We start from the raw sequence: 25,681 nt of genomic DNA, 5'->3' as shown, positions 1-25,681 counted from the left end.
GCCTGATCAGCCGGGCTTTTTCGTGCACACAATAAATCCCTTTTAATCACGCGATGGTTTCCATCCAGGCCTATCAATGTAAAGTCTGTGGGCACTTCACATCACTCGACGTTTGCAGAACAACAAAAATACAGGAGTTGAAAATGTCTGAACTGAAACTGCATCCCAACGCCGCAGAATCCCTGAGACAGTGGCATGACATGATCCGCAAGGGCGACTTGAGCGCCTTGCCCGGCTTGTTGGACCCACACGCCGTATTCCGCTCACCGATGGCTCACACGCCGTACCCGGGAGCGGCCGTGGTATCGATGATTCTCAACACGGTCATCGAGGTATTTGAGGACTTTGTCTACCACCGCGAACTGGCGACGGCAGACGGGTTGAACGTCGTCCTTGAATTCAGCGCCAACGTCGGCGGAAAAGAGTTGAAGGGCATCGACATGATCCGATTCAACGGGCAAGGGAAAATCGTTGAGTTTGAAGTGATGGTCCGTCCCTTGAGTGGTTTGCAAGCCTTGGGCGAGCAAATGGGACAACGCCTTGGCGCTTACCTGACCGCCAGTAAAGCCTGATTACATTGCATCGTCTTGGGCAATGCGCGGCGAGTGGATGACGGAAAATCCGACCACCCCGCGCCTCGCTCCTGTCGACATCAGAATGCACCTTGGCGTGAAGTTCCAAGAAGCGCGACAGCAATCCCATGGTACGGCGGGTGGAAATCTTGCCGGCTATTTCCGCAATAGGAAGTAAAGAGAAAGACGACGCTGAAGCGGCCGTTCAGATCGAAGAGGCCAAGAAACTGCTCGGTGACCGGCTCGATCACCCACTTGATCAGGTACGCATGGAGAAGCGCGCGAACGTCCACAAAAGACAGCCCTCCGTCAAAGGTGGGGCATTGTAAATCAGATCGGAACGGCGGTGTTCCGCTCCTAATGAACGTCTTTGGACGGCAAGCCGCTCTCCTCGACCGAAGACACAAGGAGAGCGGTGGTAGAAATGCCGACTTAGCCGCGAGCGTTGCGCAGGCGCGTGAATGAACTGGTCAAGTAATTTTGGACACCAGTTAAGGTTTCACGCTGCCAGTTTCTCCATAGCTACCGGCGACCGGTAGTCGTTGTAGCTATGGAGCCTGACGTTGTTGTATCGCATCACATAACGCTGCACATCCACACGGGCTTCATGCTCCGAGCTGTAGCCGCCTTCTGGAACCCACTCTGATTTCAGGCTGCCAAAGAAACGCTCCATCGGGGCGTTGTCCCAGCACTCACCCTTACGACTCATGCTTTGCAGGAGTCCATGTTTGCGCATCTCATTCCTGAATTTGTGGCTGGTGTATTGGCAACCTTGATCTGAATGAAACAGCACGTCTTTTGGACGGCCTCGCAATTGAACCGCCATTCGTAATGCTTCGCAGGTCAGCGAGGCATCAGAAATCATTGAAAACGACCACCCCACGATCCGGCGAGCAAACAGATCCAGCACCGCCGCAAAGTACATCCAGCGCTTGCCGACCTTGATGTACGTGACATCGCCACACCACACCTGGTTGATCGCCGTGACATCAAACTTGCGCTTGAGCACATGCGGCGCCACCAGCGCTTCCACGCCGGAAGATTTGTACTTGTGCCGACGCCGCTGACGACTGGCAACACCGGCTTCGCGCATCAAACTGCGAGCCATATGCCGCCCGACACGATGTCCCTTCGCTTGCAGCTCCTTGGAAAGGGTGCGAGACCCAGCAGAGGCTCTGGATTCCTTGTGATGCTCGACCAGCACGGCTTTAAGTTTCTCCCGCTCAGGTTTCACCTTGCCTTGGCGCTGCCGCCAGGCGTAAAAGCTGCTGCGGTTGACTCCAAACGCCCGACAGCAATTGTTAACGCCGTATTGCTCGTCCAGCTCACTGATCAACGAAAATGATCTTTGGAGTCCAAAAGCAGGAGAGAACTGGCCTTTTTTAAGATTTCGATGTCCAGGTCTTTTTGCCTGAGCAACGCTTTGAGCTGCTGAATCTCACGCTGGTCGGCGGTAATCGCCTTAGCCCCTTCCGGGGTCGAGCCCAAGCGCTCTTTGCGAACCTGATCGACCCAACGGCGCAATGCCGTAGGGCCGATATCCAAACTGGCACAGACCTCAGGAACTGACTGACCTTCGTCCAGCACCATGCCGGCAGCCTTGAGTTTGAACTCACTCGAGTAAGATTTACGCATAGCCAAACACCTCAGATTTGGGCGCCATCATAGCGTCCGATTGAAGTGTCCAAAATCATTAGGCCAGTTCAGAACAGCTCCTTGGGCGCTTCCTTGCCGTTGGTTTCGTAGACGCTCTTCATGTACGTGTAGGTTTCAGCCTCGGACAGGTAGTCGTCGTGGTCGGCATCAATCACGTCGAAATCCGCACCGCGGGTGGGGGCAACCGCCAGGAATTCCTTGCGCGAAACCCGGCTGTCGTCGGTGTCGGTGCGCGCGAAGGAGGCGTCACCGCACTTGCCCTCGCCACACTTGCCTTCGCGGGTCTTGGTCGCGGAAGCCAGTTGATATCCCTGAGGCAACGCCTCGGCAGCGAAGACAGAAGAGCTCAGATTCAGGCCACCGGCCAGGGCGACGGCGATCAAACCCTGGCGGGCGTTGTTCGAGATACGGGACATGGTGTTTCTCCGGATTACGGTGCACGACCAGGCCATGCGGGTGATGCCAAAAACGGCAGCAAACCCTGGAGGAGGCGCAGGTATGGAACCTCCTCGGGACAGAAAGATCTAGCCATGACGATGTATCTGCGAGGTATCCGGCGGCAGGGTGATTTGTATCGGACTGTAATGTTGCGCGACGATCCTACACAGCGATACACAAACGCTGGTTCAAGACACATGCGCATTACATGAAAGTGGAAAAGTGGGCTCCGTCGCAAAGCAAGCGCTCTGCGGCGAATCCGGCGTCATCAATGCTGGCAAGCCCAAAATCTTAGCAGGAGCCCTCCATGATCAATGCAATCGACACCGTGCTTTATACCGGCAAGTCCCACACCACAGGCGGCCGCGACGGCGCATCGCGCAGCTCCGATGGTCGTCTGGACATCAAGCTCTCCCCAATTGGCTCGTCCGGCAGCGGCACCAATCCCGAACAGCTGCTGGCTGCAGGTTGGTCGGCCTGCTTCATCGGGGCAATGGGTAAGGCGGCTGCCGCGATGAAGGTGACCCTGCCGGCCAGCGTCGCCGTGGATGCCGAAGTGGATCTGGGCAAGACCGAAGACGCCTTTTTCCTCCAGGCGCGCCTCAATGTCAGCCTCCCGGGCCTGAACCCGGCCGTCGCACGGGCGGTGGTGGATGACGCACACCAGCGGTGCCCGTACTCCAAGGCGCTTAGTGGCAACATCGAGGTGACCATTAACGCGCTCACCTCTTGATGCTCCGTACGACATCCAGGGATGAAATTGACGCTCACGCGAGCGCAGGTAAATACTCAGGTGCCAGGCGAGACCGTTGCGCCTGGCGCTTCAACCCGATAACCGGCGAGTGGGCTCACTCAAAGGCAAATTCACTGATGGGAAGGACCGTAATATGACGACGCGAACTGAAACTGCCATCCTGGCCGGTGGCTGCTTCTGGGGCATGCAGGATCTGATAAGGCGCCAGCCCGGCGTAGTGTCCACACGGGTGGGATACACCGGCGGCGATGTGCCCGACGCGACTTATCGCAACCATGGCACACACGCAGAAGCGATCGAAATCGTATTCGACCCGGACCAGACCAGCTATCGTCAGATCCTCGAGTTTTTCTTCCAGATCCACGACCCCACGACGAAAAATCGTCAGGGCAACGATGTGGGTATGAGCTACCGCTCTGCTCTCTTCTATCTCGACGATGAGCAAAAACGCGTCGCTGAGGACACGGTGGCCGACGCAGATGCCTCCGGCCTATGGTCCGACAAGGTCGTCACTGAAATCACGCCCGCCGGTCCATTCTGGGAGGCAGAGCCTGAACATCAGGACTATCTCGAACGCTATCCCAACGGCTACACATGCCATTTCATCCGGCCAGACTGGAAGCTGCCGAAACGCGCGTGAGTGTGCCGTCGGGGTGCGGTTGCATGAGTTGCGCCTAAACGATGGCGGGATACTCATCGACACTGTCAGGCCAACGCGTCAACACCTGAAAGCCGTCGTCGGTCACCGCCACCATATGCTCCCACTGGGCTGAGAGCGAGTGGTCCTTGGTGACCACCGTCCAGCCATCGGCCAGGGTTTTCACATGGCGTTTGCCCGCGTTCAGCATCGGCTCAATGGTAAAGATCATGCCGGTTTTCAGTTTCATGCCCTGGCCCGGATAGCCGTAGTGCAGGACCTGCGGTTCATCGTGATAAACCTTGCCGATACCGTGACCACAGTACTCGCGCACCACGCTGAAGCCATCCCGTTCGGCCACGCTCTGAATGGCATAACCGATGTCGCCCAGCGTAGCGCCAGGCCGGACAACCCGGATACCGGCACACATGGCTTCATAGGTCGTCTTTACCAGACGTCGGGCGTCCGGCCCGGGTTCGCCAACGAAGTACATGCGGCTGGTGTCGCCGTACCAACCGTCCTTGATGACGGCAATGTCGATATTCACGATGTCGCCATTCTCCAGCGGCCGGGCGGAAGGAATGCCATGGCAGACCACTTGGTTGACGGACGCACACACGGTTTTCGGGAAGCCGTGATAGCCGACATTGCCGGGAATGGCTTTCTGCACATTGACGATATAGTCGTGACAGATCCGGTCGAGTTCGTCGGTGGTGACCCCGGCCTTGACGTGGGGAGTAATCATGGCCAGAACCTCGGCGGCCAGCGTGCCCGCGACGCGAGACAGGGCTATTTGTTCCTGAGAATTGATAGCGACGTTGCCTCTCATGACTTGGCTCCCGAGACCGCATGTATCTCGGGGCTATTCGAAGGGCTATGCGAAACGTCCGCAAGTGCACACAGCTGCTTCACATCAAGGCCGCCCGCCAGTTCGGCACGAACCAGCAAACGGCTAATGTCGCGGTGATCCAGATCGGGCTGTAATTCGGCAAGCATCCCTATGCGCATCCAGTGCTCGGCTTGAGCATTGATCGAGCGGCTGAGCGCATTGCTGGCGACACGCAGATTCTCGTGCATGTCCTCTGAAATTTTTACGATACCCACAGTCTCATCCAATATGAAATGCATATGAAACGTATATTAATCGATAACTGGGCGGGATCGCAATTTCATCGTTTCAGGTCAGTCATCCTCGATGTGCGGGCATGAAAAAGCCCGCACGAGGCGGGCTTAGAAAATTGAGTAGGTGGCCGGTGCTGGTCTCCGGCTTACAAGGTTTATCAGGACTCTGACAGAACAGTTTTGTGCTCTTCTGCTTCACACGGCATAAGGGCTGGATCTCAGCGCGGAGATCTTTCTAACCGTGTACCCTTCGGAACGCGCCCCACGTTTCCTCGCTATCCTCTTGCGCATCAGTCTGCGTCTTCACCTACACGTTGAAGAATAGCAAAAGGCACGAACCACGGGCCGGGCTTTTTAGATCGATTTCACCCAAGGGCAAACGCGGCAGGATTCAAACGCACTATTGCCTCATAGGCACTTCCATCAGTACCGGCCGACGGGCCTGGCGGAGCCGTTCGCCAAACCGTCGGCACGTCGTTTTACTTCTCGATCACGACGATCGGCGTGTCTTTCTTCACAATGTAGGTCGCCAGCTCGGAGGCTTTGCTCTTCCCGATATTTGTCGCTACATGCGCGGTACCGGCAGGGATGTACAAGGATTCACCGGCCTTGAGCGTGACAGTTGGCTGACCCTCGAGCTGGTACTCAAACGTGCCCTCGATCACGTAGGCCATTTCCACCCCTGGATGAGAGTGCTTGGGGGAAGCAACACCCGGCTCGAAATCAACGCGGACCTGGATAACCTCACGTCCGGCGACGTCCAGATCGCGGCGCGCCAAGTCTGTGCGGTGAATGCCTGTCTGCCAGCTTTTTGCCGCAGGCGCCGCATTACCGGCCTCGGCGGCAGGCTTCACTTCTTGAGCTTGAGACAGGCCAGCGAATGCGGTGAGTGCAACGGCCAGGGTGACGCCGAACATGCCAGCGGCTTTACGGGTGTTGATACGAGACATTGGATTTCTCCTGTTGCGCACGGTAAGGCAACGAATGGTTTGCCGCGGATGCGGTAGTGCCATTTCGAGGCCGTCATGTATCGTGCGGATGTCGCGCAAGCCCTGGTTTTGTATATGAAGGTAGCTAACGGCGCGGCGGATACGTTGCAATACAAATAGCTGCCAGAACACCGTAGTTGCCCAGACCGCCCATTGCCACAGACGACATGAAGCCTGGGCGCCCAGCACCGTGCCCAGACCGACTGCGGTGAACGTTTTCCAGGACGACGTCTTGCTTGGCAGGTAGCGCGAATAGTCGGCCACGTACGGGCCAAACGCGATCTGCCAGGACGCGGAAAGAGGCACCGCCAGCAGGAAAGTGCTCCAACCGAAGTGGCGATTTTCCAGCAACAGGCCGACACATTTTTTGGGTGTTGCGGGCGGGTCGTCAGAACGCGGGCGCGTAGACCTGTTTGCCGGCAAAGAAAGTTTTTCAGGACTTTGGTCTCGCACAGTTCGTCATCGCTGACCGTGAAGACATCGCGGTCGAGAATAATCAGATCGGCCTGTTTGCCAGGTGCCAGCGAGCCGATTTGCTGTTTCAATCTTGAGGCGCTTGAGCATCGCGTTGTTGGCCCGGCCGGTATGCCCGTCACTCCCACTGAGGACCATCGGTTGGTCCGCCCAACGTCCCTGATTGAATCGCTGGCCGAGCTCACGGTTTTTCTCCCAATAGGCCGAGCTCACCCCGGCGATGCTGATCACGTCACCGGCCCGAGCACTCCCCGCCTGATCCTCATGACCTTGAAAGCCGTCGGCGATGAATTGGGAGGCGCCACGATCCCGAGCGAGACGACCCAGGTGCAACACGCACTTTCGCGCTGAAGAGCTGATCTACTCGGATTTAGAGCCAGCGTCGGGCATTAACGTCGCAATCAACGCCCGCACAGTGCCTGGCAGCGCGTCGAGTTCACGCACCAGGATGCTTCGCTCGCGCACGGCCCAGGGCTCGTCGAGTGAGAGGGTGACCAGGCTCATGGTGCGACTGTGACGTACAGCCGCGGATTCGGGGATGATGCCGATGCCCACGCCTGCTTCCACCATGCGGCAGATCGCCTCGAAGCTGGAGACTTGGATCCTCAGCGACAGATTCAGACCGATCCGCTCGACGTGGTCGCGCAGGAAGCTCAACAGTGTGCTGCCTTCATGCAGACCGATGTGCTGAAACGCCAGCGTCTGTTTCAGCGTGACGTTCTTCTGGGTCGCCAGCTCATGCCCCACGGGCACGATGAGCACCAGGCGGTCAGTGCTGAAATGAATCACCTGCAACCCCGCAGCCTCGACCGGCCCGGCAATGATCCCCATGTCGGTGCTGCCATCCAGCACGCCGCGCACGATATCCCGCGATAAGCGCTCCTGCAGGTCTACCGTCACGCCGGGGCGTTTGGCGAGATAACCCGCCAACACCTCCGGCAGAAATTCGGTCACTGCCGTGGTGTTGGCAAAGATGCGGATGTGGCCGGCCGAATCAGTACCGAAATGGGTGAACTCGGCTTTCAGGTAGTCCACCTGGTTCATGATCAGGCGTGCGTGCTTGAGCAACTTATGTCCGGCCGGCGTCAGTTCCACGCCGCGGCTGTCGCGGTATAGCAGGCGGGTGTCGAGCTGGCCTTCCAGCGCTTTGATGCGGGCGCTGGCGGCAGCAGGCGAGAGAGATGCCCGGCGAGCGCCCTGGGTCAGGCTTGGCGACTCACCGATATGAATGAAAAGACGCAAGTCAGCCAAGTCGAAGTGCATGGTTGTGTCCAGACATTACAAGAGGCGTTCAGCATACCTGAACGCCGGCTTACGCAAATGCAAATTCTCAGAATGCCAAGCGGCTCGCATGATCTATGCATAACAACAAATGCAGAGGCAGCCTGGTTATGAATGTTTCAAATTCGCCAACGGATTTCAGTGCCTGGATCGGTCGTACGCAAGAGGCCCATGACGTTCTGAGCCGCAACCTGATCAAGCGCATCGCCGCAACCTTCGGCGAAGCAACACCGGCCGATGGCGATTCGCTGCCGCCGCTCTGGCAGTGGTGCTTTTTCCAGGAGCCTGTATTCGAAACGCAACTGGGCGCCGATGGCCATCCGGCGCGTGGCGGATTTTTGCCCCCCGCCGACAACCGTAATCGCATGTGGGCCGGTGGCCGGGTCGAGCTCATCGAGCCGCTCAAAGTTGGCGCTGAGGCTCATCGTTTGTCGACCATCCTGCATATCGAGGAAAAACAAGGACGGACCGGCTCGCTACTGTTCGTCACGGTACGTCATGACTACTCGCAAAACGGTCAGCTGTGCGTACGTGAAGAACAGGACATCGTCTACCGCGAGCCCAACCCACCCAAGCTCAACAGCGGCGAAGCACCGGAACCGGGCGACTGGAGTGAAACCATTTCGCCCACGCCGACACTGTTATTTCGCTACTCCGCCGTGACCTTCAATGGCCACCGTATTCACTACGATGCCCCCTATGTCACCGGTACCGAAGGCTATCCGGGCCTGGTGGTGCATGGGCCAATGATCGCAACCTTCAACTTGCGCGCATTCATCCGCGCCAACCCCGGCAAGCGCGTGCGGCATTTCGCTTATCGCGGCTTACGCCCGTTGAACGTACCCACGCCATTCCATGTGGGTGGTCGCATTGTCGAGGCAGGCAAAGCGCAATTGTGGGCCGGCAATGAAGCTGGCGTTGCCCAGACCGCTGAGGTCGTTTTCGACTGAAACCCTTTTCCGAGAACGCATCGCCTGACTCGGGTGGCGCGCCGCTGACAGATCCTGAGAGCACAACCATGAATCCGTACGACGACGAAGACCTCAATGCCATCCGAGAGGGCGTGCGCGCCCTGTGCGCCGAATTCGACGCGGCTTACTGGCGAAAAATCGACGAAAAGAAAGGCTTTCCCGAAGCCTTCGTCAAAGCCCTGACTGATGCCGGCTGGTTGTCGGCGATGATCCCTGCCGAATACGGTGGGTCGGGTCTGGGGCTGGCCGAAGCTTCGGTCATTCTTGAAGAAGTGAACGCTTGCGGTGGCAACTCCGGCACGGTCCACGGCCAGATGTACAACATGTTCACGCTGCTGCGCCATGGCAGCGAGGCGCAGAAAAGCCACTATCTGCCGAAGCTCGCCAGCGGGGAGCTGCGTCTGCAATCGATGGCCGTGACCGAGCCCACCACCGGCACCGACACCACCAAGATCAAGACCACCGCCGTCAAACAAGGCGACAAATACATCATCAACGGCCAGAAGGTCTGGATCTCGCGGGTTCAGCATTCCGACCTGATGATTCTGCTGGCGCGGACCACGCCGCTGGCCGAGGTGAAGAAAAAATCCGAAGGCATGTCGATTTTCCTCGTCGACCTGCGCGAGGCCATCGGCAACGGCCTGACCGTTCAGCCTATTGCCAACATGGTCAATCATGAAACCAACGAGTTGTTCTTCGACAACCTCGAACTGCCTGCCGACAGCTTGATCGGCGAAGAAGGCAAAGGCTTCAAATACATCCTCGACGGCCTCAACGCCGAACGGACGCTGATCGCTGCCGAGTGTATCGGCGACGGGCGCTGGTTCATTGAGAAAGCCAGCGCTTATGCCCGTGATCGCGTGGTATTCGGCCGCCCGATCGGGCAAAACCAGGGCGTGCAGTTCCCGATTGCTGAAGCGCATATCGAGATCGAGGCCGCCGACCTGATGCGCTGGCGCGCTTGCGAGGAATACGACAGCGGCAGGAACGCCGGGGCCAGCGCCAACATGGCCAAGTACCTGGCGGCCAAAGCCTCGTGGGAGGCCGCCAATGCCTGCCTGCAGACCCACGGCGGTTTCGGCTTCGCCTGCGAATACGACGTGGAACGCAAGTTCCGCGAGACCCGGCTTTACCAAGTGGCACCGATCTCCACCAACCTGATTCTTTCCTACGTCGCCGAGCACTTGCTCGAACTGCCACGCAGTTTCTGAGGGCATGAATATGAGCCATACCCAAGCTTTGGCCACGTTCCTGGCCGACCTGCAATACGATCAAATTCCCGACGCCGTGCTGGCTCGCACCGAAGATCTGTTCCTCGACTGGATCGGCTCAGCGCTGGCCAGCCAGGGCGCGCGGCCGATTCCGCTGTTCGAACGTTATGCCCAGCGCATGGGGCCGGCCAGCGGGACCGCCAGGATTCTGGTCAGTGGGCGCGGCACATCGCCCTACTTCGCAGCGTTCGTCAACGGCGCTGCTTCACACCTGGTTGAACAAGACGACCTGCACAACAGTTCGGTGCTGCATCCGGCAACGGTGGTGTTTTCGGCCGTCCTGGCGGCGGCCCAAGACTTGAACAAGTCCGGCAAGGATCTGCTCCTTGCCTCCATTGCAGGCTACGAAGCGGGGATTCGCATCGGCGAGTTCCTGGGTCGTTCGCACTATCGAACCTTCCACACCACCGCCACCGTCGGCACCCTGGCCGCGGCGGTGGGTGTGGGCAAGCTGCTGGGTTTCGATAAAGAACAATTCATCAATCTGCTGGGCAACGCAGGGACCCAGGCCGCCGGGTTGTGGGAATTTCTGCGCGATGCCGCTGACTCCAAGCAGCTGCATACCGCCAAGGCTGCCGCCGACGGCTTGCTCGCCGCCTACATGACCGAGGACGGGCTGACCGGCGCGCGCAATATCCTGGAAGGCGAGCAAGGCATGGCGGCGGGAATGTCTACCGATGCCGATCCGGCCAAATTGTCGGATCGGCTGGGCACGCGCTGGGCGCTGGTAGAAACCTCGTTCAAATTCCACGCCTCGTGCCGTCACACCCACCCCGCCGCTGATGCCTTGCTGCACTTGATGCAGCGCGAGGACTTGCGCCATGACCAGATCGCCAAGGTCATCACCCGCGTGCACCAGAGCGCAATCGATGTGCTTGGCCGTGTCGTGAAACCGACCACCGTACACCAGGCAAAGTTTTCCATGGGTGCCGTATTGGGACTGATCGCCGTGCATGGCAGCGCCCAACTGATCGAATTCCGCGACCTGGCCCTGACCGATGCCGACGTCGACGCCTTTCGCGAGAAAGTCAGCATGGAGTTGGACCCCGAAGTCGATGCCGCTTATCCGGCGCGTTGGCTGGGCCGCGTGATCGTCACCACGACTGACGGCCGTACTTTAACCGCAGCCATCGACGATCCGAAAGGCGACCCCGGCAATACGCTGTCGCGCCCTGAGCTTGAAGCCAAGTTCCAGCGGTTGCTGGCGTTCTCCGGTGCGCGGACTGAAGAGCAAGGCAAGGCACTGATCGACAAGGTCTGGCATCTGCGTGATGCGCAGGTGTTGGCTGATTTGATTTAACCGTTGACGCATTTTCTGTGCAGGAGCGCGCGAGGCAGCGCGCTGTTGCAAGCGAAGGTGCACGGCCTGAGCGAATAGGTAACCCAAATGACTCAACTCACTCCCCGTCCGCTGGACGGCATCACCGTCATCAGCCTGGAGCACGCCATTGCGGCCCCTTTCTGCACTCGCCAGCTGGCCGATTTGGGCGCCCGCGTGGTGAAGATAGAACGCCCCGGCACGGGTGATTTCGCCCGCGGTTACGATCAGCGGGTCGATGGCCTGGCCTCGCATTTCGTCTGGACCAACCGCTCTAAGGAAAGCCTGACCCTGGACCTGAAACAGGACGCAGCAGGCGGCATTCTCGAGTCACTGCTGGGCAAGGCCGACGTGCTGGTGCAAAACCTGGCACCCGGCGCGGCTTCACGCATGGGGCTGTCCTTCGAGGCGCTGCAAGCGCGTTTTCCGCGGCTCATCGTTTGCGATATTTCGGGCTACGGCGAAGGCGGACCGTATGAAAAGAAAAAGGCCTACGATTTGCTGATCCAGAGCGAGGGTGGCTTCCTCTCGGTAACCGGAGGCCCGGGCGAGGACGAAATGGCCAAGGCGGGTTGCTCGATTGCCGACATCGCCGCGGGCATGTACGCCTATACCGGAATCCTGTCGGCGCTGATGCTGCGCGAAAAAACCGGCGTCGGCAGCCGCATCGATGTGTCGATGCTCGAAAGCCTGGTGGAATGGATGGGCTACCCGATGTACTACGCCTACAACGGCGCACCGCCACCGGCACGGGCCGGGGCATCGCACTCGACCATATACCCCTACGGGCCGTTCCCCACCGGCGGTGGCGGCACCATCATGCTGGGCCTGCAAAACGAGCGCGAATGGGCATTGTTCTGCGAGAAAGTCCTGCTGGACAAGGCGCTGGCGTCAGACGAGCGGTTCTGCGCCAATTTCAAGCGCTCGGAGAATCGTGAAGCGCTGCGGCAAATCATTGTTGACGGTTTTGCCACGTTGTCTGTCGACGAGGTAGTAGCGCGTCTGGAAGACGCGCAAATAGCCAATGCGCGGGTCAATGACATGCGGGGCGTTTGGGACCACCCGCAGCTCAAGGCTCGCGATCGCTGGCGCGAAGTGGATAGCCCTTGCGGGAAATTGCCGTCGCTGCTGCCTCCCGGTCACAACACGGCATTCACTCCGCGAATGGATGGCGTGCCGGGCCTGGGGCAGCATACGAGCAGCATTCTGAGCGAGCTGGGTTTCTCTGGGGAAGAGCAGGCACGGCTAAACGCGGCTGGGGTGGTTTGAGGCACTGATCGTTTCTGCCATTGAGGCCTGCGCATCCCACAGTGAGAGGAGGGTTGCTCGCGATGGGTTCTGCCAGCCACGAAAGCATGTTCAATTCAGGTAAGAGGAATCACCCGCCATGTCCCGATCCATCGTCCGCTCCGCGCTGTTTGTGCCTGGTAGTCGACCCGAGCGTTTTGCCAAGGCCCTGGCGGCTGGCGCCGATGCCGTGATCGTCGATTTCGAGGACGCCGTAGAAGAACCTCTCAAACGTCAGGCCCGCGATAACCTGGCGGCCTTTCTGCACAAGGCGCCGCAGGCATCGGTTTGGGTGCGGGTCAATGCGCCGGATCACCCTGAACAGGCTGCGGACTTGACGCTCTGCGCGCAGCAGGCCGGCGTCGCAGGCATTCTGTTGCCCAAGGTGGAAAGCGCGGCGCAAGTGGCCGCCGTCTGGCAGACCGGCAAGCCCGTCTGGCCAATTATCGAAAGCGCCAAAGGCCTGCTGGCGCTGGAGCAGATTGCCCGCGCCGAGGGCGTCGAGCGCCTGTCTTTCGGCAGTCTTGACCTCGCCCTCGATCTGAACCTGAACACCGGCACCGCCGCTGCACAACTTTTCCTCGATCAGGCACGCATGTCGGTGCAATTGCATTCGCGCGGTGCCGATCTGCTGCCGCCCCTGGATGGCGTCTTTCCAGCCATCGGCGACCCCGACGGACTGCAGCGTGCAATCCGTCACGCTTACGACATGGGTTACGGCGGCGCGCTGTGCATTCATCCCAACCAAGTGACGATCATCCATAGCGCCCTCGCCCCCAGCATGGAGGATCTGGAATGGGCTCGCAGAGTGCTGCAAGCCAGCGCGGCCGCAAACGGCGCAGGTGCCTTCCAGCTGGACGGACAGATGGTCGATGCCCCGGTGTTGATCCGTGCCCAGCGGCTGTTGGCGCTGGCAGCGAGCTAAGCGCAAGCAATGGCGTTCATCTCGACCGAACGCGGGGTTATGCAAAAGCTAATTCAGGAAACGCGGTCGATTGGGCCATCTTAAGATTGGAAAACGCTTCAAGGCTGCCTCAAAAACGGGTGGCCTGAAAATGCCCTCAGAGGCTGAATTCCCCTACAACAATAAGAAGGTGATAACGATGTTGAAGCTGACCAAGGCGCTGTTCTGCGCCGCTGCATTCTCCATGGCAGGCCTCGCTCAGGCGGCCGACCCCATTGTCATCAAGTTCGCGCATGTCGTGGCGGAGAACACGCCCAAAGGCCAAGGTGCCTTGATGTTTCAAAAGATGGTCGCCGCCGACCCGCAGCTCAAAGACAAGGTGAAAGTCGAGGTGTTTCCCAACTCGTCGCTGTTTGGCGACGGCAAGGAGATGGAAGCCCTGTTGCTGGGTGATGTGCAGATGCTTGCGCCGTCGCTCGCGAAGTTCGAGCACTACACCAAGCAAGTACAAATCTTCGACCTGCCCTTCCTGTTCAACGACCTGGCCGCGGTCGACCGTTTCCAGCAAGGCCCGCGGGGTAAAGCATTGCTGACCGCGATGGACGACAAAGGCATTCATGGCCTGGCTTATTGGCACAACGGCCTCAAGCAGCTGTCGGCCAACAAGAAAGTGATCCAGCCCAAGGATGCGCGTGGCCTGAAATTTCGCGTCCAGGCATCCAGCGTGCTTGAAGAGCAATTCAAGGCGATCCGCGCCAACCCCCGCAAAATGAGCTTTGCCGAGGTCTATCAAGGCCTGCAGACCGGCACCGTCAATGGCACCGAGAACACTTGGTCCAATTACGAAAGCCAGAAGGTCAACGAGGTACAACCGTTCTTCACCGAAACCAACCATGGCCTGATCGATTACATGGTCATCACCAACTCCAAATTCTGGAACGGCCTGCCCGAAGATGTGCGCGGTGAACTGCAGAAGATCATGGATCAGGTGACCGTCGAGGTGAACAAACAAGCTGAAGCCCTGAATCAGACAGCCAGACAGAAGATCATCGACTCCAAAACCAGCGAAATCGACCCACTGACGCCTGAGCAACGTCAGGAATGGCGCGAAGCCATGCGTCCGGTCTGGGATAAATTTTCCGACGAAATCGGCGCGGACCTGATCAAGGCAGCTGACGACTCCAACAAGGCTTCGTGAGGGGTTTGCCCCTCCTTCATACAAGCCGTGGCCTATCACGCAATGATGTGTGCGTGACCACCCCGCTCTGGGTGGTCGCCCTCTATACGTTCGGAGAATTCTTATGCAATCGCTCAGGCGAGTCTGGGAGCATTTCGAGGAAGGCATGATCGCCTTCCTCCTGGCTGCCATGACGCTGGTGACGTTCGTCTACGTGGCGCTGAACAACCTCTACACGATGTTTTACACGCTCAGTGATAAATGGGCGTTCAGCCGCGATTTTTTCGCAGCGTTCGGCGATCACCTCATGGGATATGCCCAGGAAATGACCTGGAGCATCGCCCTGACCAAGGCGCTTTTTGGCTGGCTGATATTTTTCGGCATCGCCTATGGCGTGCGCACGGCAGGCCACTTGGGCGTCGACGTACTGGTCAAGAAAACCAGCAAACGGATGCAGCGCCTGTTGGCGATGCTCGCCTGTGCATGCTGCCTCGCGTATGCGGGGCTGTTTCTGGTGGCGAGTTTCAAATGGGTCTGCGCCGTGCTGGTAGCCGGAATCGGTGCCGAAGATCTGGATCGCTGGGGGATCAAGATCGGTCACATCGCGATCATCGTGCCGTTCGGCTTCGCGCTGATCATCGTGCGCTATCTGGAAATCATGTACCGCATTTACACCCATCGTCAGATCGGCCTGGGGCTGGCGGACGAAGCGGCGGAGGCAAGCAAATTGGCCACTCCGGGTGAGGAGCAACACTGATGACGGTTATCTGTTTGTTCCTGTTGCTCTTCGTATTCATGTTCCTGGGCGTGCCCATCGCAATTTCATTGGGCCTGTCAGGTGCGGTATCGATCCTGCTGTTCAGCCAGGACTCCTTGAGTTCGCTGGCGATCAAATTGTTCGAGACGTCTGACAGCTACACCTTTCTGGCCATTCCGTTTTTCCTGCTGTCTGGCGCTTTCATGACGACAGGGGGCGTAGCGCAGCGGCTGATCGATTTTGCCAACGCCTGCGTCGGCCATATACGCGGCGGTCTGGCGATTGCGGCAGTACTGGCGTGCATGTTGTTCGCGGCATTGTCGGGTTCATCACCGGCCACTGTTGCAGCCGTAGGTTCGATTGCGGTTGCGGGGATGGTGCGCTCCGGCTATCCCAAAGAGTTTGGCGCGGGGATCATTTGTAACGCCGGTACCTTGGGTATTCTGATTCCGCCTTCGATTGTGATGGTGGTGTATTCGGCTGCGACCGAGACGTCCGTGGGCAAACTGTTTATGGCTGGGGTCATCCCCGGCATTCTGCTGGGTGTGATTTTGATGGTGGTGATCTATATCGTCGCCCGGGTCAAAAACCTGCCCGCACAGCCGCGCGCAACATTCCGCGAGTGGTTGCATACCGCGCAACGCGCGTTCTGGGGCCTGCTGTTGCTGGTGATCATCCTCGGCGGGATCTACAGCGGCATGTTCACCCCGACTGAAGCGGCAGCGGTCGCTGCTGTGTACTCGGCGTTCATTGCACTGTTTGTCTACAAGGATATGAAAGTCAGGGAATGCCCAAAGGTGCTGCTGGAATCAGGGCGGCTGACGATCATGCTGCTGTTCATCATCGCCAATGCGATGCTGTTCGCCCATGTGTTGACCACCGAGCAGATCCCTCAGCAAATTACCAACTGGGTGCTCTCCGAGGGCCTGACGCCGATCGGCTTCCTGATCATGGTCAACATCGTCTTGCTGGTCGCCGGCAGTTTCATGGAGCCTTCAGCAATCATCCTGATCCTCGCGCCGATCTTCTTCCCGATAGCCATGAAGCTGGGCATCGATCCGATCCACTTGGGCATTGTCATGGTGGTGAACATGGAGATCGGCCTGGTGCATCCACCCGTGGGCCTGAACCTGTTCGTCACTTCAGCGGTAACCGGGCTGACACTGGGGCAGACCATTCGCGCCGCACTGCCGTGGCTGTCGATCCTGCTGTTGTTCCTGATCCTGGTGACTTACGTACCGTTCATCTCGCTTGCGCTGCCGAATTGGTTGGGTATGCCGTAGTACCAGCTTGCAACGGTGAGCACGTTGCCTTGGGGGCCTCCATCGACGCAAATCGATGGAGGCTTTTTGATCGGCTCGGGCTGAGTATCGACCGCTGCCTGCCCGTCAGTAAACGTCCGCCCGCACTACTCAACCAAATTGATCAACCATACAACTCCGACCGCCGATCCCGATGCAAATCATTGCGCGCACTGATGCGCTTGTTCCGCGCCTCGGCGAGGTTCAGCGTCGCCAGCAAAATCTGCTCGCCGCCCTGCTCTGCCGGCCCGGCCAGCGGGTAGCCGTCGGCATCGACGATGACCGAGCCCTGCACCCAACTGACGCCGCGCTCATGACCATGACGATCACACGTAGCGATGAACATCCGGTTCACCGAGGCATTGGCCTGGACTCGCACGACTTCCGCCGGGCGCTCAGTTTGCGGCCGTGGACCATCAGGCCAATTGACCGGCGCGCAGAGCAAATCTGCGCCCGCCAGCGCCGGCAGTCGCACCCACTCGGGGAACTCCAGGTCGTAGCAAATCAGCATGCCGATGCGTCCATGCACGGTTTCTACAACCGGTGGCGCGTCATTGCCGGCGCTGAAGATCTCATGCTCGCCATCCCACAGATGCGCCTTGCGGTACACCGCGCGCAGGCCCTGGGCGTCGATCATCGCCGCGCTGTTGGCCAGTTCATCGTCGGCCAAGCGCTCGCAGAATCCGCCCACCACGACAATGTTCAGTTCCTTCGCCAACGCCCTCCACAGACACAGGGTTGGCCCGTCCACTGTTTCGGATAAGGACAATGCTTCGCCTCGATCGGCAAACAGGTAGCCGCTCTGGACCAGCTCGGGCAGTACCACAACCTGCGCGCCCTGATAGGCCGCCGAGCGAATTGCGCGCTCGGTGAGTATGCGGTTGTACGCCAGGTCGCCAATTTTCGGCGCCAGCTGACAGCAGGCAACCACGATATTTTTTACGCTGTTCAACGCCCCTCCTCCACAGATTGATGGGCCATGGCGACAATGTCGCCCTCGGTAATTGCGTCGATGATCCGCCCTTCGTACTTAAGGTCTATCGAACGGCTGAAGAGGTAATAGGTCAGGCCCGAGACAACCAAGCCCACCAGCCAGGCGACGTCCACGCCCTCAAGCAGGCGAGCCAGCGGCCCGACGAACACCTCTTTGCCGGCCGCAGCATCGAAGATGTAGAAGAACGGCACCATCGCGGCGAAACCGATCAGGTAGGAGACGATGCCGCGAAATTGCCAGGCGCCGTAGATGCCCTTCGGCGTGAAGAAATGCGGGATCGCGTAGCGGCCTTTGCGCACGAAAAAGTAGTCCACCAGATTGACGGCGGTCCATGGCACCAGGAAGTACAGGAGCAGCACGAGGAAGGTGTTCAACAGCGCGATGCCATCGCCTTTGATCGACAACACGCAGGTCAACAGAACGACGCTGATAACGGAGATCGACATGACTCGGGCGCGAGGTGTCGGTGTGATTTTTTTGATCGAATCGACGCCCGTCAACAACGTCAGCATGGCGCTGTAGGTGTTGAGCGCGATGATCGGCAGGAAGCCCGCGACTGAGACGATCACCAGCACATTGCCCAAACCTGGAATCATCGAAGAACCGACCTGGTTAAGCGCCACCAGCGCGTCCGTCGCTTGCAACTGCTGCGCGAGCCAGGCGCCGAGGCCGATCATCCAGCTGCCCGACAACGAGGCGCCGATGAACACCGCAGCGATCAGTTTCGGCCGGCTGGTGTTTTTCGGCAGGTAACGGGAATAGTCGGAGACATAAGGCGCGTACGAAATGTTGTAGCTCGCACCGATGGCAAACAGCGTGGCGAAGGCAATCCAGCTGAAACCCAGGTTGGCTGCGGGCGTGACGCCCTCCTGGCCTGCACCGAACATCAAAGCGATGGTGACCAGCGCGTACAGCGGCAAGGTCGCCAGCAACGCCCACTTGAAGGCTTTGTGCATCAGGTCATGGCCGTAGATCGAGAGCAGCGCGCCGATCAGCACCACCGCAACGGCGACGATGGTCGGGTCGATGCCAAACACATGTTGGAGGCCGTTCATGATCAGTGAGATGTTCACCACGTTGAAGCCGACGAACACGAACATCGTCGCCATCAACGCCAGGATCACCCCGCGATAACCAAACTGCGCACGGGACTGGATCATTTGCGGCAGGCCCATCTCCGGACCTTGCGAACCGTGGAAGGCCATGAAGATGGTGCCGAACATGATGCCCATCGCACCGGCCAGCATGGTCCACAGTGCCGACAACCCAAGGCTTGGGCCGACAAAGCCGATGGAAATGGTGAAGAAGTGGAAGTTGCCCAAAAACCAGAAAGGCCCTTGGCTGCTGAGTTTGGCGTGACGTTCGCTTTGCGGAATGTAATCGATCGAGCGGCCTTCGATAGCCAACCCGCTGCTTGCCTCGATGGCGTGTGCAGAAAGGGGGGACCCTGACATATGAAAGTTCCTATGCTGGTGATTGTTGTTTTTATGGGCAGAGCGCCGGTTTCATTGCAATGTAGGGCGTTGGTCAGGGCTGTAAAATATCGCAGGCAAACTGTTCACATAGATCCACGTCTATGTAAGTGAGTATCGGGAGTACGCATGCTGGGAACTGTATCGGAGCTGGATCTGCGCTTGATCCGGGTATTTCTGACCGTCGTTGAAGCGGGCGGGATCTCGGCGGCACAAACTGCCCTCAACACCACACAGCCAACGATCAGTGCGCAATTGGCGACGCTGGAAGCGCGGGTGGGATTTCGCCTTTGCGAACGCGGGCGTGGCGGATTTTCAGTGACGCCCAAGGGTGGCCAGTTTGTCGAGGCTGCTCGCCGATTGCTCGCCGCTGCCGAGGGTTTCCGGGTTGAAGTGCAGCACATCAACCGCAAAGTGTCGGGCAACATCAACATTGGCCTGCTCGGTCAAATCGATCCGGTGGCCAACAAAAAAATCGCCCTGGCCATCGCGCGTTTACGCTCCCGGCATGAAGGGCTGTATTTCCACTTCACGGAGCTGTCGTCATCGCTGCTGGAAGAGAAAATCATCAACAGCCATATCGACCTGGCGATCGGTTATTTCTGGCACCGCTTGCCCAACATTGATTACTTTCCCTTGTTCCACGAAACCCAGATCGCCTATTGCGCCCCCACTCACCCGCTGTTTGAGCACGTGGGCGCGCTGACCCGGGATGACGTCAGCGATTACGACTGGGTATGGCCCAGCCATCCCTTGCCGGAGATGCTGGCGCCCACTTCAATCGAACGCCTGACGGTGCTCACGGACAGCATGGACGGCGCCGCCCTGCTGATTCTGTCGGGGCAACATTTGGGCTTTCTGCCGCAGCACTATGCGGCGAAGCATGAACAGCTGGGGCAGTTGCATCCGCTGAATCCTGAACTTCTGCGCTATGAGGTCGGCTTTCATGCAGCGGTCAGGCATTCCGCGCGTCAGCGAGATTTGGTCAGTGCTTTCCTGACTGAGTTAGTCGAGATTTTCGGCACTTAAATGCGTATGTCGCGGGTCTGCGTGACATCGATCCGTGCCACGGGCCCCGTCAAACGCGCCAGGTCTGCGTTGTGCTCGGTGATGATATCTTCGGCGGCGAGGTTGCCGTTGTCGACGGTGGAATGCGCATCGGCGGCGAGCACTACGTCATAGCCCAGCTTCAGGGCCTGGCGGACAGTGGCGTTAACGCAATAGTCGGTTTGCAGCCCGCAGATGATCAGGCAGTCGATGCCCAAATCCTGCAATTGGGCTTGCAAGTGGGTCTGGTAGAACGAGTCTCGATTGGTTTTTCGAACGCGAAGGTCTTGCGGCGAAGTCTTCAGGCTTTCGGCCAGTTGCCAGCCTTCGGAACCGTGTTGCAGCATGTCGCCCTTTTCTTCGTGCTGGATGAGGATCACCGGGATGCCTGCTTCGCGAGCCTTGGCGCTCAGGTAGTTGATGTTCGGGATAACGCGTTTGATCTCAAAACATTCGTCTTGGCCAGTACACAGGGCTTGCTGGACATCGATGATCAGCAGTGCGGTAGCCATGGTCCCTTCCTTGAAAAGTCAGTGGAGCAGGGGACGAAAAATAGATCCGTCCCCTTTTAAAAACAACCCTCAATAACCCAGCGACAACCCGGTATTGCGACGCGGGTCGTTCGCCCCGTAGAAGCGGTTCTTGCCCACCGGCTTACCGTCCAGCGACGGTGCCCCTACCAGAATCGCCGCCAGATGGTTGGCATCCTGGGGCCCGGCAAACTTGTGACCCCAGCTTTCAAGCATCTTCACCGTATCGGGACTGGTGGTGAAGGTTTCCAGGTTGGTCTCTTCCGGCAACCACTGCTGGTGGAAACGTGGTGCGTCGACCGCTTCCTGGATGTTCATGCCGTAGTCGATCACGTTGAGCATAGTCAGCAAGGTGGCGGTGATGATGCGGCTGCCGCCGGGAGTGCCGACAACCATCACGACTTTGCCGTCTTTGGTGATGATGGTCGGGCTCATGGACGACAACGGTGCCTTGCCGGGAGCGATGGCGTTGGCCTCCCCCTGCACCAGGCCGTACATGTTCGGTACGCCTATTTTCGAGGTGAAGTCGTCCATTTCATCATTGAGGATGACCCCGGTTTTGCTGGCCATGACCCCGGCGCCGAACCAGTCGTTCAGGGTGTAGGTCACCGACACCGCGTTGCCCCATTTATCGACGATGGAGTAATGGGTGGTGTTGCTGCCTTCGTGGGGCGCTACGCCGGGTTTGAGCTCGCGGGACACACCGGCCTTTTTCGGGTCGATGGCGGCGCGGATTTTGGTCGCGTAGTTTTTATCCAGCAAATGGGCAATCGGGTTTTTCACGAAATCCGGATCGCCCAGGTAGCTGTTGCGGTCCACATAGGCGTGGCGCATTGCTTCGATCTGGTAGTGCATGCCCTGGGCCGAGTGATAGCCCAGGTCCTTCATCGGATAACCTTCGAGAATGTTCATGATCTCGCAGATCACCACGCCACCGGAGCTTGGCGGTGGTGCCGAGACGACGTGATAGCCACGGTAATCGCACTCGATCGGGGCCAGCTCGCGGGTCTTGTAATTGTCGAGGTCCGCTTGGGCGATGATGCCCTTGTTGGCCTGGCTGGAGGTCACGATAGCGTCCGCGACCCAGCCCTTGTAGAAGCCATCGGCGCCCTTCTCGGAGATTTCCCGCAGGGTTTTGCCAAGGTCTTTTTGCACCAGTTTCTGACCCACCTGCATCGGCTCGCCGTTGCTGAGGAAGATCGAACCCGAATCTTTGATGTCCTTCTTGAACACGTCGGTGGCGTATTCCAACAACTCGACGTCGCCCTGCTCCAGCACGAAGCCGTCTTCGGCAAGTTTGATCGCCGGCGCGATCACTTCCTTGCGCGGTTTGGTGCCGTACTTCGACAGCGCGAGCTCCATGCCGGAGACGGTCCCAGGCACACCGACCGCCAAGTGGCCACGGGTGCTGAGATCCGGGACGACGTTGCCCGCCTTGTCGAGGTACATGTCGGCGGTGGCGGCCAGGGGGGCTTTTTCGCGGAAGTCCAGGAAGGTCTTGCGCCCGTCCGCCAACTGAATGGTCATGAAACCGCCGCCACCGAGGTTGCCCGCCGCGGGATAAACCACCGCCAGCGCATAACCCACCGCGACTGCGGCATCGACGGCGTTGCCACCGTTCTTGAGCACATCGACGCCCACATGACTCGCCAGATGCTGGGCAGTGACCACCATGCCGTTTTCGGCCGCGACCGGCGCCACGGAGGCAGCGTAAGCACTGAGGCAGCTGAGCGCCAACGAGGTAGCAATCAACGATTTGGCAAAAGGTTCGAACTTCATGAGTCGGTCTCTTTTTGTTTTTAGGCTCTGTACAAGAACAGAGGGAACGCTTCAAGAGCAGTAGCCAGTATGGCTGGGATTGCGTATTGCGCCTCCCCGTCGAAGCCGTATGCTTGCCTCCCGTTCAGCCCATCCTCGGAGTCCGCCGGCATGACTTACACCTGCACCACCGTTGCGTCACCGGTCGGCGAGTTGAAGCTGGTAGCGAACGGCTCGCGACTGGCAGCCATCCTCTGGAAAAATGACAAACCGGGCCGGGTGCGCCTTGGGCCGATGAGCGAGGCGCCGGATAATCCGATTCTGGTACGCGCAGCTCAACAACTGACGGAATACTTTGCCGGCACTCGCGATCACTTCGAGCTGGAGCTGGATTTTGTCGGGACGGAATTTCAGAAGAAGGTCTGGGCGGCGCTGCTGACCATCCCGTTTGGTGAGACCCGCAGTTACAGCGAGATTGCCGAGCAGATCGGCAACCCGACTGCGGTCAGGGCGGTGGGTGCAGCGAATGGCAAGAACCCGATATCGATTGTTGCGCCGTGTCATCGGGTGATTGGTGCGTCAGGGAAATTGACCGGGTTTGCCGGGGGGCTTGAGGCGAAGCAGTTGTTGCTGACGCTGGAAGGATGCGAGTGGTCGGGCGCCAGCAGGATGGATGATTTATTTTCGAGTTAACGCGACCTGGGGTTAACTTTGGCGGTCTTAGAAAATGTTTTTCATCGCCGCATACTGCAACAGCATGATGGTCTTCGCATCGCAGATCTCCCCACGATAAAACGCCGCCAGCGCGTCATCGAACGTCCACTCCAGCACTTCCAGTTCCTCGGTTTCCTCTTCCAGTCCGCCGCCCTCGCCGACTTTTGATGAAGCATCGTACTCAGCGATAAAAAAGTGCAGTTTCTCGGTCACCGAGCCTGGGCTCATATACGCCTCGAACACCTTCTGCACATGGTGCACGCGATAACCGGTCTCCTCCTCTGCTTCATCGCGGATGCGCTCTTCAGGCGCCGCGCCTTCGAGCAATCCCGCCGCCACTTCGATCAGCAAACCATCGTGGCCGTTGACGAACACCGGCAATCTGAATTGCCGGGTCAACACCACGGTTTTCTTTTCACGGTTGAACAACAGAATCGCCGCGCCATTGCCACGGTCGTAGACTTCGCGGGTCTGGCGTTGCCATTCGCCGTTGTTGCGCAGGTAATCAAAGGTGATTTTCTTCAGCAGATACCAGTCGTGGGACAACACCTGGGACTCGAGGATGTTGACCCGCTCGGCTGTGTTCGACATGACAACTCATTCCTTTTTTCGTCAGAAGACTCACATGTTAGGCGAAAAAGCCTTCAAGAGAGCTGAGCCTTGTATTCCTTCACATACTGCCCTGCCAGGGTCTCTTTCTGTTTGTCGTCGAGCAACTTCCCGGCCATCTGGAAGAACTTTTGCTCTTCCTCTTCCAGGTGGTGATGCACCTTCGCCGAGAGCTTCTTCGCAGTCGCAAGCCAGGCCGGGCTGGACATTTCGGTGTCGTCCAGTTCTTCCATCATTTCATCCATCTCGTGATGTTCGGCAATCGCATGGCGGCTGAGGTCGACGCCGTTATCGAACTCCATCAACGGGATGTAGAAATGCCGTTCTTCAGCGGTTTCGTGGGCCTGGAGTTCAGACTTGAGTTGCTTGTAGGCCTCGACCCGCTCCGGGGTGTCGCCGCTGGTCTGGATCAGCGCGTCGGCATAAGTGCGTTGGCGGTCGTGGCTTTCGCGCAAGGCTTCAAAAATATTCACGGGGTGTCCTCATAGGCCGCGTTCTGAGATGACGCTCTTGAGGCTAGACATCTGCGCGTTGGCGACGGTTCCACCTCAAGGGCTGGAACAACGACCGCTGGCCGCGATAGGCTTGGGTATGTTGCCCCCTCAAAGCCAAAAGGATGTAGCTCATGACCTTGCGAATCGAACGCTCGCAAAACCCCACGGATGAAGAGCGCCAGGCGATTCTGTTGCCATTGCGGGCCTATAACGCCTCAAAGGCCGGTGCCACGGTGCCTGAGCCGATTGCCTTGCTGGTGCGTGACGACAGCGACGAGATCGTCGGCGGGCTCTACGGTCGAATTTTTTACCAATGGTTGTTCATCGACTTGCTGGCAGTCCCCGAACAGGCCCGGGGACAGGGCATCGGTTCCAAGCTGATGCAGATGGCCGAAGACCTGGCGCGGGAGAAGGAATGCATCGGGCTCTGGCTCGATACGTTCGAGTTCCAGGCGCCGGAGTTCTACAAGAAAATCGGCTACAGCGAGATAGGGCACATCGTCGACTACCCGCCGGGGCACAAACACTTCTTTTTCCAAAAGCGCCTGATAAACGCCGCATAACCCTGTGGGAGCGAGCTTGCTCGCGGTGGCGATTTGTCAGTCAACATCGATGTCGACTGAACCGCCGCTTTCGCGAGCAAGCCCGCTCCCACATGAGGGCTGCGTCGACTTCAGAGGCAGGTTGCCAACGCCGCCAAACGGCGTTTGGCGACAAAATCATCCTGCTGCGCGTAGTAACTCAACACCGTACCCGAGGCGTCGGTCGTCACGTCCACAAAGGACTCCGCCGAGCGCGTGTAAACGGTGGTTCCGCCTTTCTCGCCAGGCTGCAAATACGCGCTGGCATCGACACCGAATACGGCCTCGTCCTGCCAGGAAAACTGCACGCACTGGGCGACGACTTTTTCCGGTTTGTCCGAGTTCAGGGTCTTGTACGGGGCTTTGGTGCGGGCATCGTTCATCGCCGAGCCAGCGCATCCGGCCAGCAACGTTACGACCAGCGCCACCATCAGAATTCGCATTGCGTTCGCTCATCAGAAAAAAGCGGACTGTATCACCCTGGCACGGCGTATCGTTCTGCTTTACTTCATTTATACCGCGACACCGCGTGATGATTCGCGCACCCTGTTGCGCCATTCACAGCGCATCGCC

28 protein-coding genes and 3 pseudogenes are annotated in these 25,681 nt (G+C 58.7%); 14 read left to right on the top strand and 17 right to left on the bottom strand.

Annotated features, from left to right (window positions below; translation table 11 throughout):
- Positions 1-143 precede the first annotated feature (143 nt).
- A complete protein-coding gene (locus FQ185_RS14885) occupies positions 144-572 on the top strand; it encodes a nuclear transport factor 2 family protein (protein ID WP_149418066.1) in 429 nt (142 codons plus the stop codon).
- 167 nt (positions 573-739) lie between these two features.
- Here the strand turns inward: FQ185_RS14885 and FQ185_RS14880 are convergent.
- The 4 genes and pseudogenes from FQ185_RS14880 to FQ185_RS14870 all read right to left on the bottom strand — a co-directional run.
- Positions 740-865 (bottom strand): annotated as a pseudogene (locus FQ185_RS14880) (sterol desaturase); the annotation flags it as partial.
- A gap of 206 nt (positions 866-1,071) precedes the next feature.
- Positions 1,072-1,908: an IS3 family transposase gene (locus FQ185_RS14875; protein WP_371926622.1), complete on the bottom strand. Its 837-nt coding sequence runs from the start codon at positions 1,906-1,908 to the stop codon at positions 1,072-1,074.
- Complete coding sequence (locus tag FQ185_RS31090) at positions 1,905-2,207, bottom strand: transposase (RefSeq protein ID WP_371926621.1); 303 nt, start codon at positions 2,205-2,207, stop codon at positions 1,905-1,907. Before FQ185_RS31090 ends, FQ185_RS14875 begins: the two co-directional genes overlap by 4 nt.
- A gap of 68 nt (positions 2,208-2,275) precedes the next feature.
- A complete protein-coding gene (locus FQ185_RS14870) occupies positions 2,276-2,644 on the bottom strand; it encodes a hypothetical protein (RefSeq protein WP_149418065.1) in 369 nt (122 codons plus the stop codon).
- A gap of 329 nt (positions 2,645-2,973) precedes the next feature.
- Between FQ185_RS14870 and FQ185_RS14865 the strand changes: the two genes are divergently transcribed.
- Positions 2,974-3,399 (top strand): organic hydroperoxide resistance protein, encoded by a 426-nt coding sequence (locus FQ185_RS14865; RefSeq protein ID WP_149418064.1) that lies wholly within the window; start codon positions 2,974-2,976, stop codon positions 3,397-3,399.
- A gap of 154 nt (positions 3,400-3,553) precedes the next feature.
- Entirely contained in the window at positions 3,554-4,060 is a 507-nt protein-coding gene (msrA, locus tag FQ185_RS14860; RefSeq protein WP_149418063.1) for a peptide-methionine (S)-S-oxide reductase MsrA, read from the top strand.
- Between the two features lie 34 nt (positions 4,061-4,094).
- On the opposite strand, the gene map is transcribed toward msrA, so the two are convergent.
- The 6 genes and pseudogenes from map to FQ185_RS14835 form a co-directional block, all read right to left on the bottom strand.
- Positions 4,095-4,886, bottom strand: a complete 792-nt coding sequence (gene map, locus FQ185_RS14855; protein ID WP_149418062.1) for a type I methionyl aminopeptidase — start codon at positions 4,884-4,886, stop codon at positions 4,095-4,097.
- Positions 4,883-5,161 carry a ParD-like family protein gene (locus FQ185_RS14850; protein ID WP_149418061.1) on the bottom strand — a complete coding sequence of 93 codons (279 nt, stop codon included), beginning with the start codon at positions 5,159-5,161 and terminating at the stop codon, positions 4,883-4,885. The genes map and FQ185_RS14850 overlap by 4 nt, the downstream gene beginning before the upstream one ends.
- 497 nt (positions 5,162-5,658) lie before the next feature.
- On the bottom strand, positions 5,659-6,129 hold the full coding sequence (locus tag FQ185_RS14845) for a cupin domain-containing protein (RefSeq protein ID WP_149418109.1): 471 nt from the start codon (positions 6,127-6,129) through the stop codon (positions 5,659-5,661).
- Between the two features lie 207 nt (positions 6,130-6,336).
- Positions 6,337-6,528 (bottom strand): annotated as a pseudogene (locus FQ185_RS30200) (cytosine permease); the annotation flags it as partial.
- A gap of 174 nt (positions 6,529-6,702) precedes the next feature.
- Positions 6,703-6,906: pseudogene (locus FQ185_RS30610) on the bottom strand (amidohydrolase); the annotation flags it as partial.
- 96 nt (positions 6,907-7,002) lie between these two features.
- Positions 7,003-7,905 carry a LysR family transcriptional regulator gene (locus FQ185_RS14835; protein ID WP_149418060.1) on the bottom strand — a complete coding sequence of 301 codons (903 nt, stop codon included), beginning with the start codon at positions 7,903-7,905 and terminating at the stop codon, positions 7,003-7,005.
- Positions 7,906-8,033: 128 nt separating this feature from the next.
- Here FQ185_RS14835 and FQ185_RS14830 point away from each other — a divergent pair, with 128 nt between their 5' ends.
- The 8 genes from FQ185_RS14830 (at position 8,034) to dctM (ending at position 16,891) form a co-directional block, all read left to right on the top strand.
- The gene (locus FQ185_RS14830) at positions 8,034-8,873 is read left to right on the top strand and encodes a MaoC family dehydratase N-terminal domain-containing protein (protein WP_149418059.1); all 840 of its coding nucleotides are present in this window, start codon (positions 8,034-8,036) and stop codon (positions 8,871-8,873) included.
- A gap of 68 nt (positions 8,874-8,941) precedes the next feature.
- Complete coding sequence (locus FQ185_RS14825; protein ID WP_149418058.1) at positions 8,942-10,105, top strand: acyl-CoA dehydrogenase family protein; 1,164 nt, start codon at positions 8,942-8,944, stop codon at positions 10,103-10,105.
- A 10-nt stretch (positions 10,106-10,115) separates the two neighbouring features.
- The gene (locus tag FQ185_RS14820; protein WP_149418057.1) at positions 10,116-11,465 is read left to right on the top strand and encodes an MmgE/PrpD family protein; all 1,350 of its coding nucleotides are present in this window, start codon (positions 10,116-10,118) and stop codon (positions 11,463-11,465) included.
- An 87-nt stretch (positions 11,466-11,552) separates the two neighbouring features.
- Positions 11,553-12,752, top strand: a complete 1,200-nt coding sequence (locus FQ185_RS14815; protein ID WP_149418056.1) for a CaiB/BaiF CoA-transferase family protein — start codon at positions 11,553-11,555, stop codon at positions 12,750-12,752.
- Positions 12,753-12,870: 118 nt separating this feature from the next.
- The gene (locus FQ185_RS14810; protein WP_149418055.1) at positions 12,871-13,695 is read left to right on the top strand and encodes a CoA ester lyase; all 825 of its coding nucleotides are present in this window, start codon (positions 12,871-12,873) and stop codon (positions 13,693-13,695) included.
- A gap of 178 nt (positions 13,696-13,873) precedes the next feature.
- On the top strand, positions 13,874-14,872 hold the full coding sequence (locus FQ185_RS14805) for a TRAP transporter substrate-binding protein (RefSeq protein WP_149418054.1): 999 nt from the start codon (positions 13,874-13,876) through the stop codon (positions 14,870-14,872).
- A 103-nt stretch (positions 14,873-14,975) separates the two neighbouring features.
- Positions 14,976-15,608 (top strand): TRAP transporter small permease, encoded by a 633-nt coding sequence (locus tag FQ185_RS14800; protein ID WP_149418053.1) that lies wholly within the window; start codon positions 14,976-14,978, stop codon positions 15,606-15,608.
- On the top strand, positions 15,608-16,891 hold the full coding sequence (gene dctM, locus FQ185_RS14795; protein WP_149418052.1) for a C4-dicarboxylate TRAP transporter large permease protein DctM: 1,284 nt from the start codon (positions 15,608-15,610) through the stop codon (positions 16,889-16,891). Before FQ185_RS14800 ends, dctM begins: the two co-directional genes overlap by 1 nt.
- A 142-nt stretch (positions 16,892-17,033) precedes the next feature.
- On the opposite strand, the gene FQ185_RS14790 is transcribed toward dctM, so the two are convergent.
- Complete coding sequence (locus FQ185_RS14790) at positions 17,034-17,861, bottom strand: nitrilase family protein (RefSeq protein ID WP_149418051.1); 828 nt, start codon at positions 17,859-17,861, stop codon at positions 17,034-17,036.
- Complete coding sequence (locus FQ185_RS14785; RefSeq protein ID WP_149418050.1) at positions 17,858-19,357, bottom strand: cytosine permease; 1,500 nt, start codon at positions 19,355-19,357, stop codon at positions 17,858-17,860. Before FQ185_RS14785 ends, FQ185_RS14790 begins: the two co-directional genes overlap by 4 nt.
- Positions 19,358-19,504: 147 nt before the next feature.
- Here FQ185_RS14785 and FQ185_RS14780 point away from each other — a divergent pair, with 147 nt between their 5' ends.
- Positions 19,505-20,404 carry a LysR family transcriptional regulator gene (locus FQ185_RS14780; RefSeq protein WP_149418049.1) on the top strand — a complete coding sequence of 300 codons (900 nt, stop codon included), beginning with the start codon at positions 19,505-19,507 and terminating at the stop codon, positions 20,402-20,404.
- Here the strand turns inward: FQ185_RS14780 and FQ185_RS14775 are convergent.
- Positions 20,401-20,934, bottom strand: coding sequence for a cysteine hydrolase family protein (locus tag FQ185_RS14775; protein ID WP_149418048.1), 534 nt, complete (start codon positions 20,932-20,934; stop codon positions 20,401-20,403). The genes FQ185_RS14780 and FQ185_RS14775 overlap by 4 nt on opposite strands.
- A gap of 69 nt (positions 20,935-21,003) precedes the next feature.
- Complete coding sequence (gene ggt, locus FQ185_RS14770; RefSeq protein WP_149418047.1) at positions 21,004-22,731, bottom strand: gamma-glutamyltransferase; 1,728 nt, start codon at positions 22,729-22,731, stop codon at positions 21,004-21,006.
- Positions 22,732-22,881: 150 nt separating this feature from the next.
- On the opposite strand from ggt, the gene FQ185_RS14765 reads away from it, so the two are divergent.
- On the top strand, positions 22,882-23,403 hold the full coding sequence (locus FQ185_RS14765; protein ID WP_149418046.1) for a methylated-DNA--[protein]-cysteine S-methyltransferase: 522 nt from the start codon (positions 22,882-22,884) through the stop codon (positions 23,401-23,403).
- A gap of 27 nt (positions 23,404-23,430) precedes the next feature.
- Here the strand turns inward: FQ185_RS14765 and FQ185_RS14760 are convergent, their stop codons facing one another.
- Positions 23,431-24,015 (bottom strand): NUDIX domain-containing protein, encoded by a 585-nt coding sequence (locus FQ185_RS14760; protein WP_149418045.1) that lies wholly within the window; start codon positions 24,013-24,015, stop codon positions 23,431-23,433.
- A gap of 53 nt (positions 24,016-24,068) precedes the next feature.
- Positions 24,069-24,506, bottom strand: coding sequence for a hemerythrin domain-containing protein (locus FQ185_RS14755; protein ID WP_149418044.1), 438 nt, complete (start codon positions 24,504-24,506; stop codon positions 24,069-24,071).
- A gap of 152 nt (positions 24,507-24,658) precedes the next feature.
- On the opposite strand from FQ185_RS14755, the gene FQ185_RS14750 reads away from it, so the two are divergent.
- Positions 24,659-25,090: a GNAT family N-acetyltransferase gene (locus FQ185_RS14750; RefSeq protein WP_149418043.1), complete on the top strand. Its 432-nt coding sequence runs from the start codon at positions 24,659-24,661 to the stop codon at positions 25,088-25,090.
- 110 nt (positions 25,091-25,200) lie between these two features.
- On the opposite strand, the gene FQ185_RS14745 is transcribed toward FQ185_RS14750, so the two are convergent.
- Positions 25,201-25,551 (bottom strand): hypothetical protein, encoded by a 351-nt coding sequence (locus tag FQ185_RS14745; RefSeq protein WP_149418042.1) that lies wholly within the window; start codon positions 25,549-25,551, stop codon positions 25,201-25,203.
- Positions 25,552-25,681 lie beyond the last annotated feature (130 nt).

It is taken from the genome of Pseudomonas sp. ANT_H12B (assembly GCF_008369325.1).
In the GTDB taxonomy this organism is placed as follows: domain Bacteria; phylum Pseudomonadota; class Gammaproteobacteria; order Pseudomonadales; family Pseudomonadaceae; genus Aquipseudomonas.
Note: the sequence above shows the minus strand (reverse complement) of the source record. Positions and strands in the feature narration are given on the sequence as shown.

Bases quoted from the DNA above. Each gene is read 5' to 3' on its own strand.
- FQ185_RS14825 (WP_149418058.1), top strand. From the start codon at position 8,942: ATGAATCCGTACGACGACGAAGACCTCAATGCCATCCGAGAGGGCGTG.
- FQ185_RS14815 (WP_149418056.1), top strand. From the start codon at position 11,553: ATGACTCAACTCACTCCCCGTCCGCTGGACGGCATCACCGTCATCAGC.
- FQ185_RS14750 (WP_149418043.1), top strand. From the start codon at position 24,659: ATGACCTTGCGAATCGAACGCTCGCAAAACCCCACGGATGAAGAGCGC.
- FQ185_RS14885 (WP_149418066.1), top strand. From the start codon at position 144: ATGTCTGAACTGAAACTGCATCCCAACGCCGCAGAATCCCTGAGACAG.
- FQ185_RS14745 (WP_149418042.1), bottom strand. From the start codon at position 25,551: ATGCGAATTCTGATGGTGGCGCTGGTCGTAACGTTGCTGGCCGGATGC.
- dctM (WP_149418052.1), top strand. From the start codon at position 15,608: ATGACGGTTATCTGTTTGTTCCTGTTGCTCTTCGTATTCATGTTCCTG.
- FQ185_RS14805 (WP_149418054.1), top strand. From the start codon at position 13,874: ATGTTGAAGCTGACCAAGGCGCTGTTCTGCGCCGCTGCATTCTCCATG.
- map (WP_149418062.1), bottom strand. From the start codon at position 4,886: ATGAGAGGCAACGTCGCTATCAATTCTCAGGAACAAATAGCCCTGTCT.
- FQ185_RS14870 (WP_149418065.1), bottom strand. From the start codon at position 2,644: ATGTCCCGTATCTCGAACAACGCCCGCCAGGGTTTGATCGCCGTCGCC.
- FQ185_RS14775 (WP_149418048.1), bottom strand. From the start codon at position 20,934: ATGGCTACCGCACTGCTGATCATCGATGTCCAGCAAGCCCTGTGTACT.
- FQ185_RS14765 (WP_149418046.1), top strand. From the start codon at position 22,882: ATGACTTACACCTGCACCACCGTTGCGTCACCGGTCGGCGAGTTGAAG.
- FQ185_RS14800 (WP_149418053.1), top strand. From the start codon at position 14,976: ATGCAATCGCTCAGGCGAGTCTGGGAGCATTTCGAGGAAGGCATGATC.
- FQ185_RS14845 (WP_149418109.1), bottom strand. From the start codon at position 6,129: ATGTCTCGTATCAACACCCGTAAAGCCGCTGGCATGTTCGGCGTCACC.
- ggt (WP_149418047.1), bottom strand. From the start codon at position 22,731: ATGAAGTTCGAACCTTTTGCCAAATCGTTGATTGCTACCTCGTTGGCG.
- FQ185_RS14820 (WP_149418057.1), top strand. From the start codon at position 10,116: ATGAGCCATACCCAAGCTTTGGCCACGTTCCTGGCCGACCTGCAATAC.
- FQ185_RS14780 (WP_149418049.1), top strand. From the start codon at position 19,505: ATGCTGGGAACTGTATCGGAGCTGGATCTGCGCTTGATCCGGGTATTT.
- FQ185_RS31090 (WP_371926621.1), bottom strand. From the start codon at position 2,207: ATGCGTAAATCTTACTCGAGTGAGTTCAAACTCAAGGCTGCCGGCATG.
- FQ185_RS14810 (WP_149418055.1), top strand. From the start codon at position 12,871: ATGTCCCGATCCATCGTCCGCTCCGCGCTGTTTGTGCCTGGTAGTCGA.
- FQ185_RS14830 (WP_149418059.1), top strand. From the start codon at position 8,034: ATGAATGTTTCAAATTCGCCAACGGATTTCAGTGCCTGGATCGGTCGT.
- FQ185_RS14760 (WP_149418045.1), bottom strand. From the start codon at position 24,015: ATGTCGAACACAGCCGAGCGGGTCAACATCCTCGAGTCCCAGGTGTTG.
- FQ185_RS14835 (WP_149418060.1), bottom strand. From the start codon at position 7,905: ATGCACTTCGACTTGGCTGACTTGCGTCTTTTCATTCATATCGGTGAG.
- FQ185_RS14865 (WP_149418064.1), top strand. From the start codon at position 2,974: ATGATCAATGCAATCGACACCGTGCTTTATACCGGCAAGTCCCACACC.
- FQ185_RS14785 (WP_149418050.1), bottom strand. From the start codon at position 19,357: ATGTCAGGGTCCCCCCTTTCTGCACACGCCATCGAGGCAAGCAGCGGG.
- msrA (WP_149418063.1), top strand. From the start codon at position 3,554: ATGACGACGCGAACTGAAACTGCCATCCTGGCCGGTGGCTGCTTCTGG.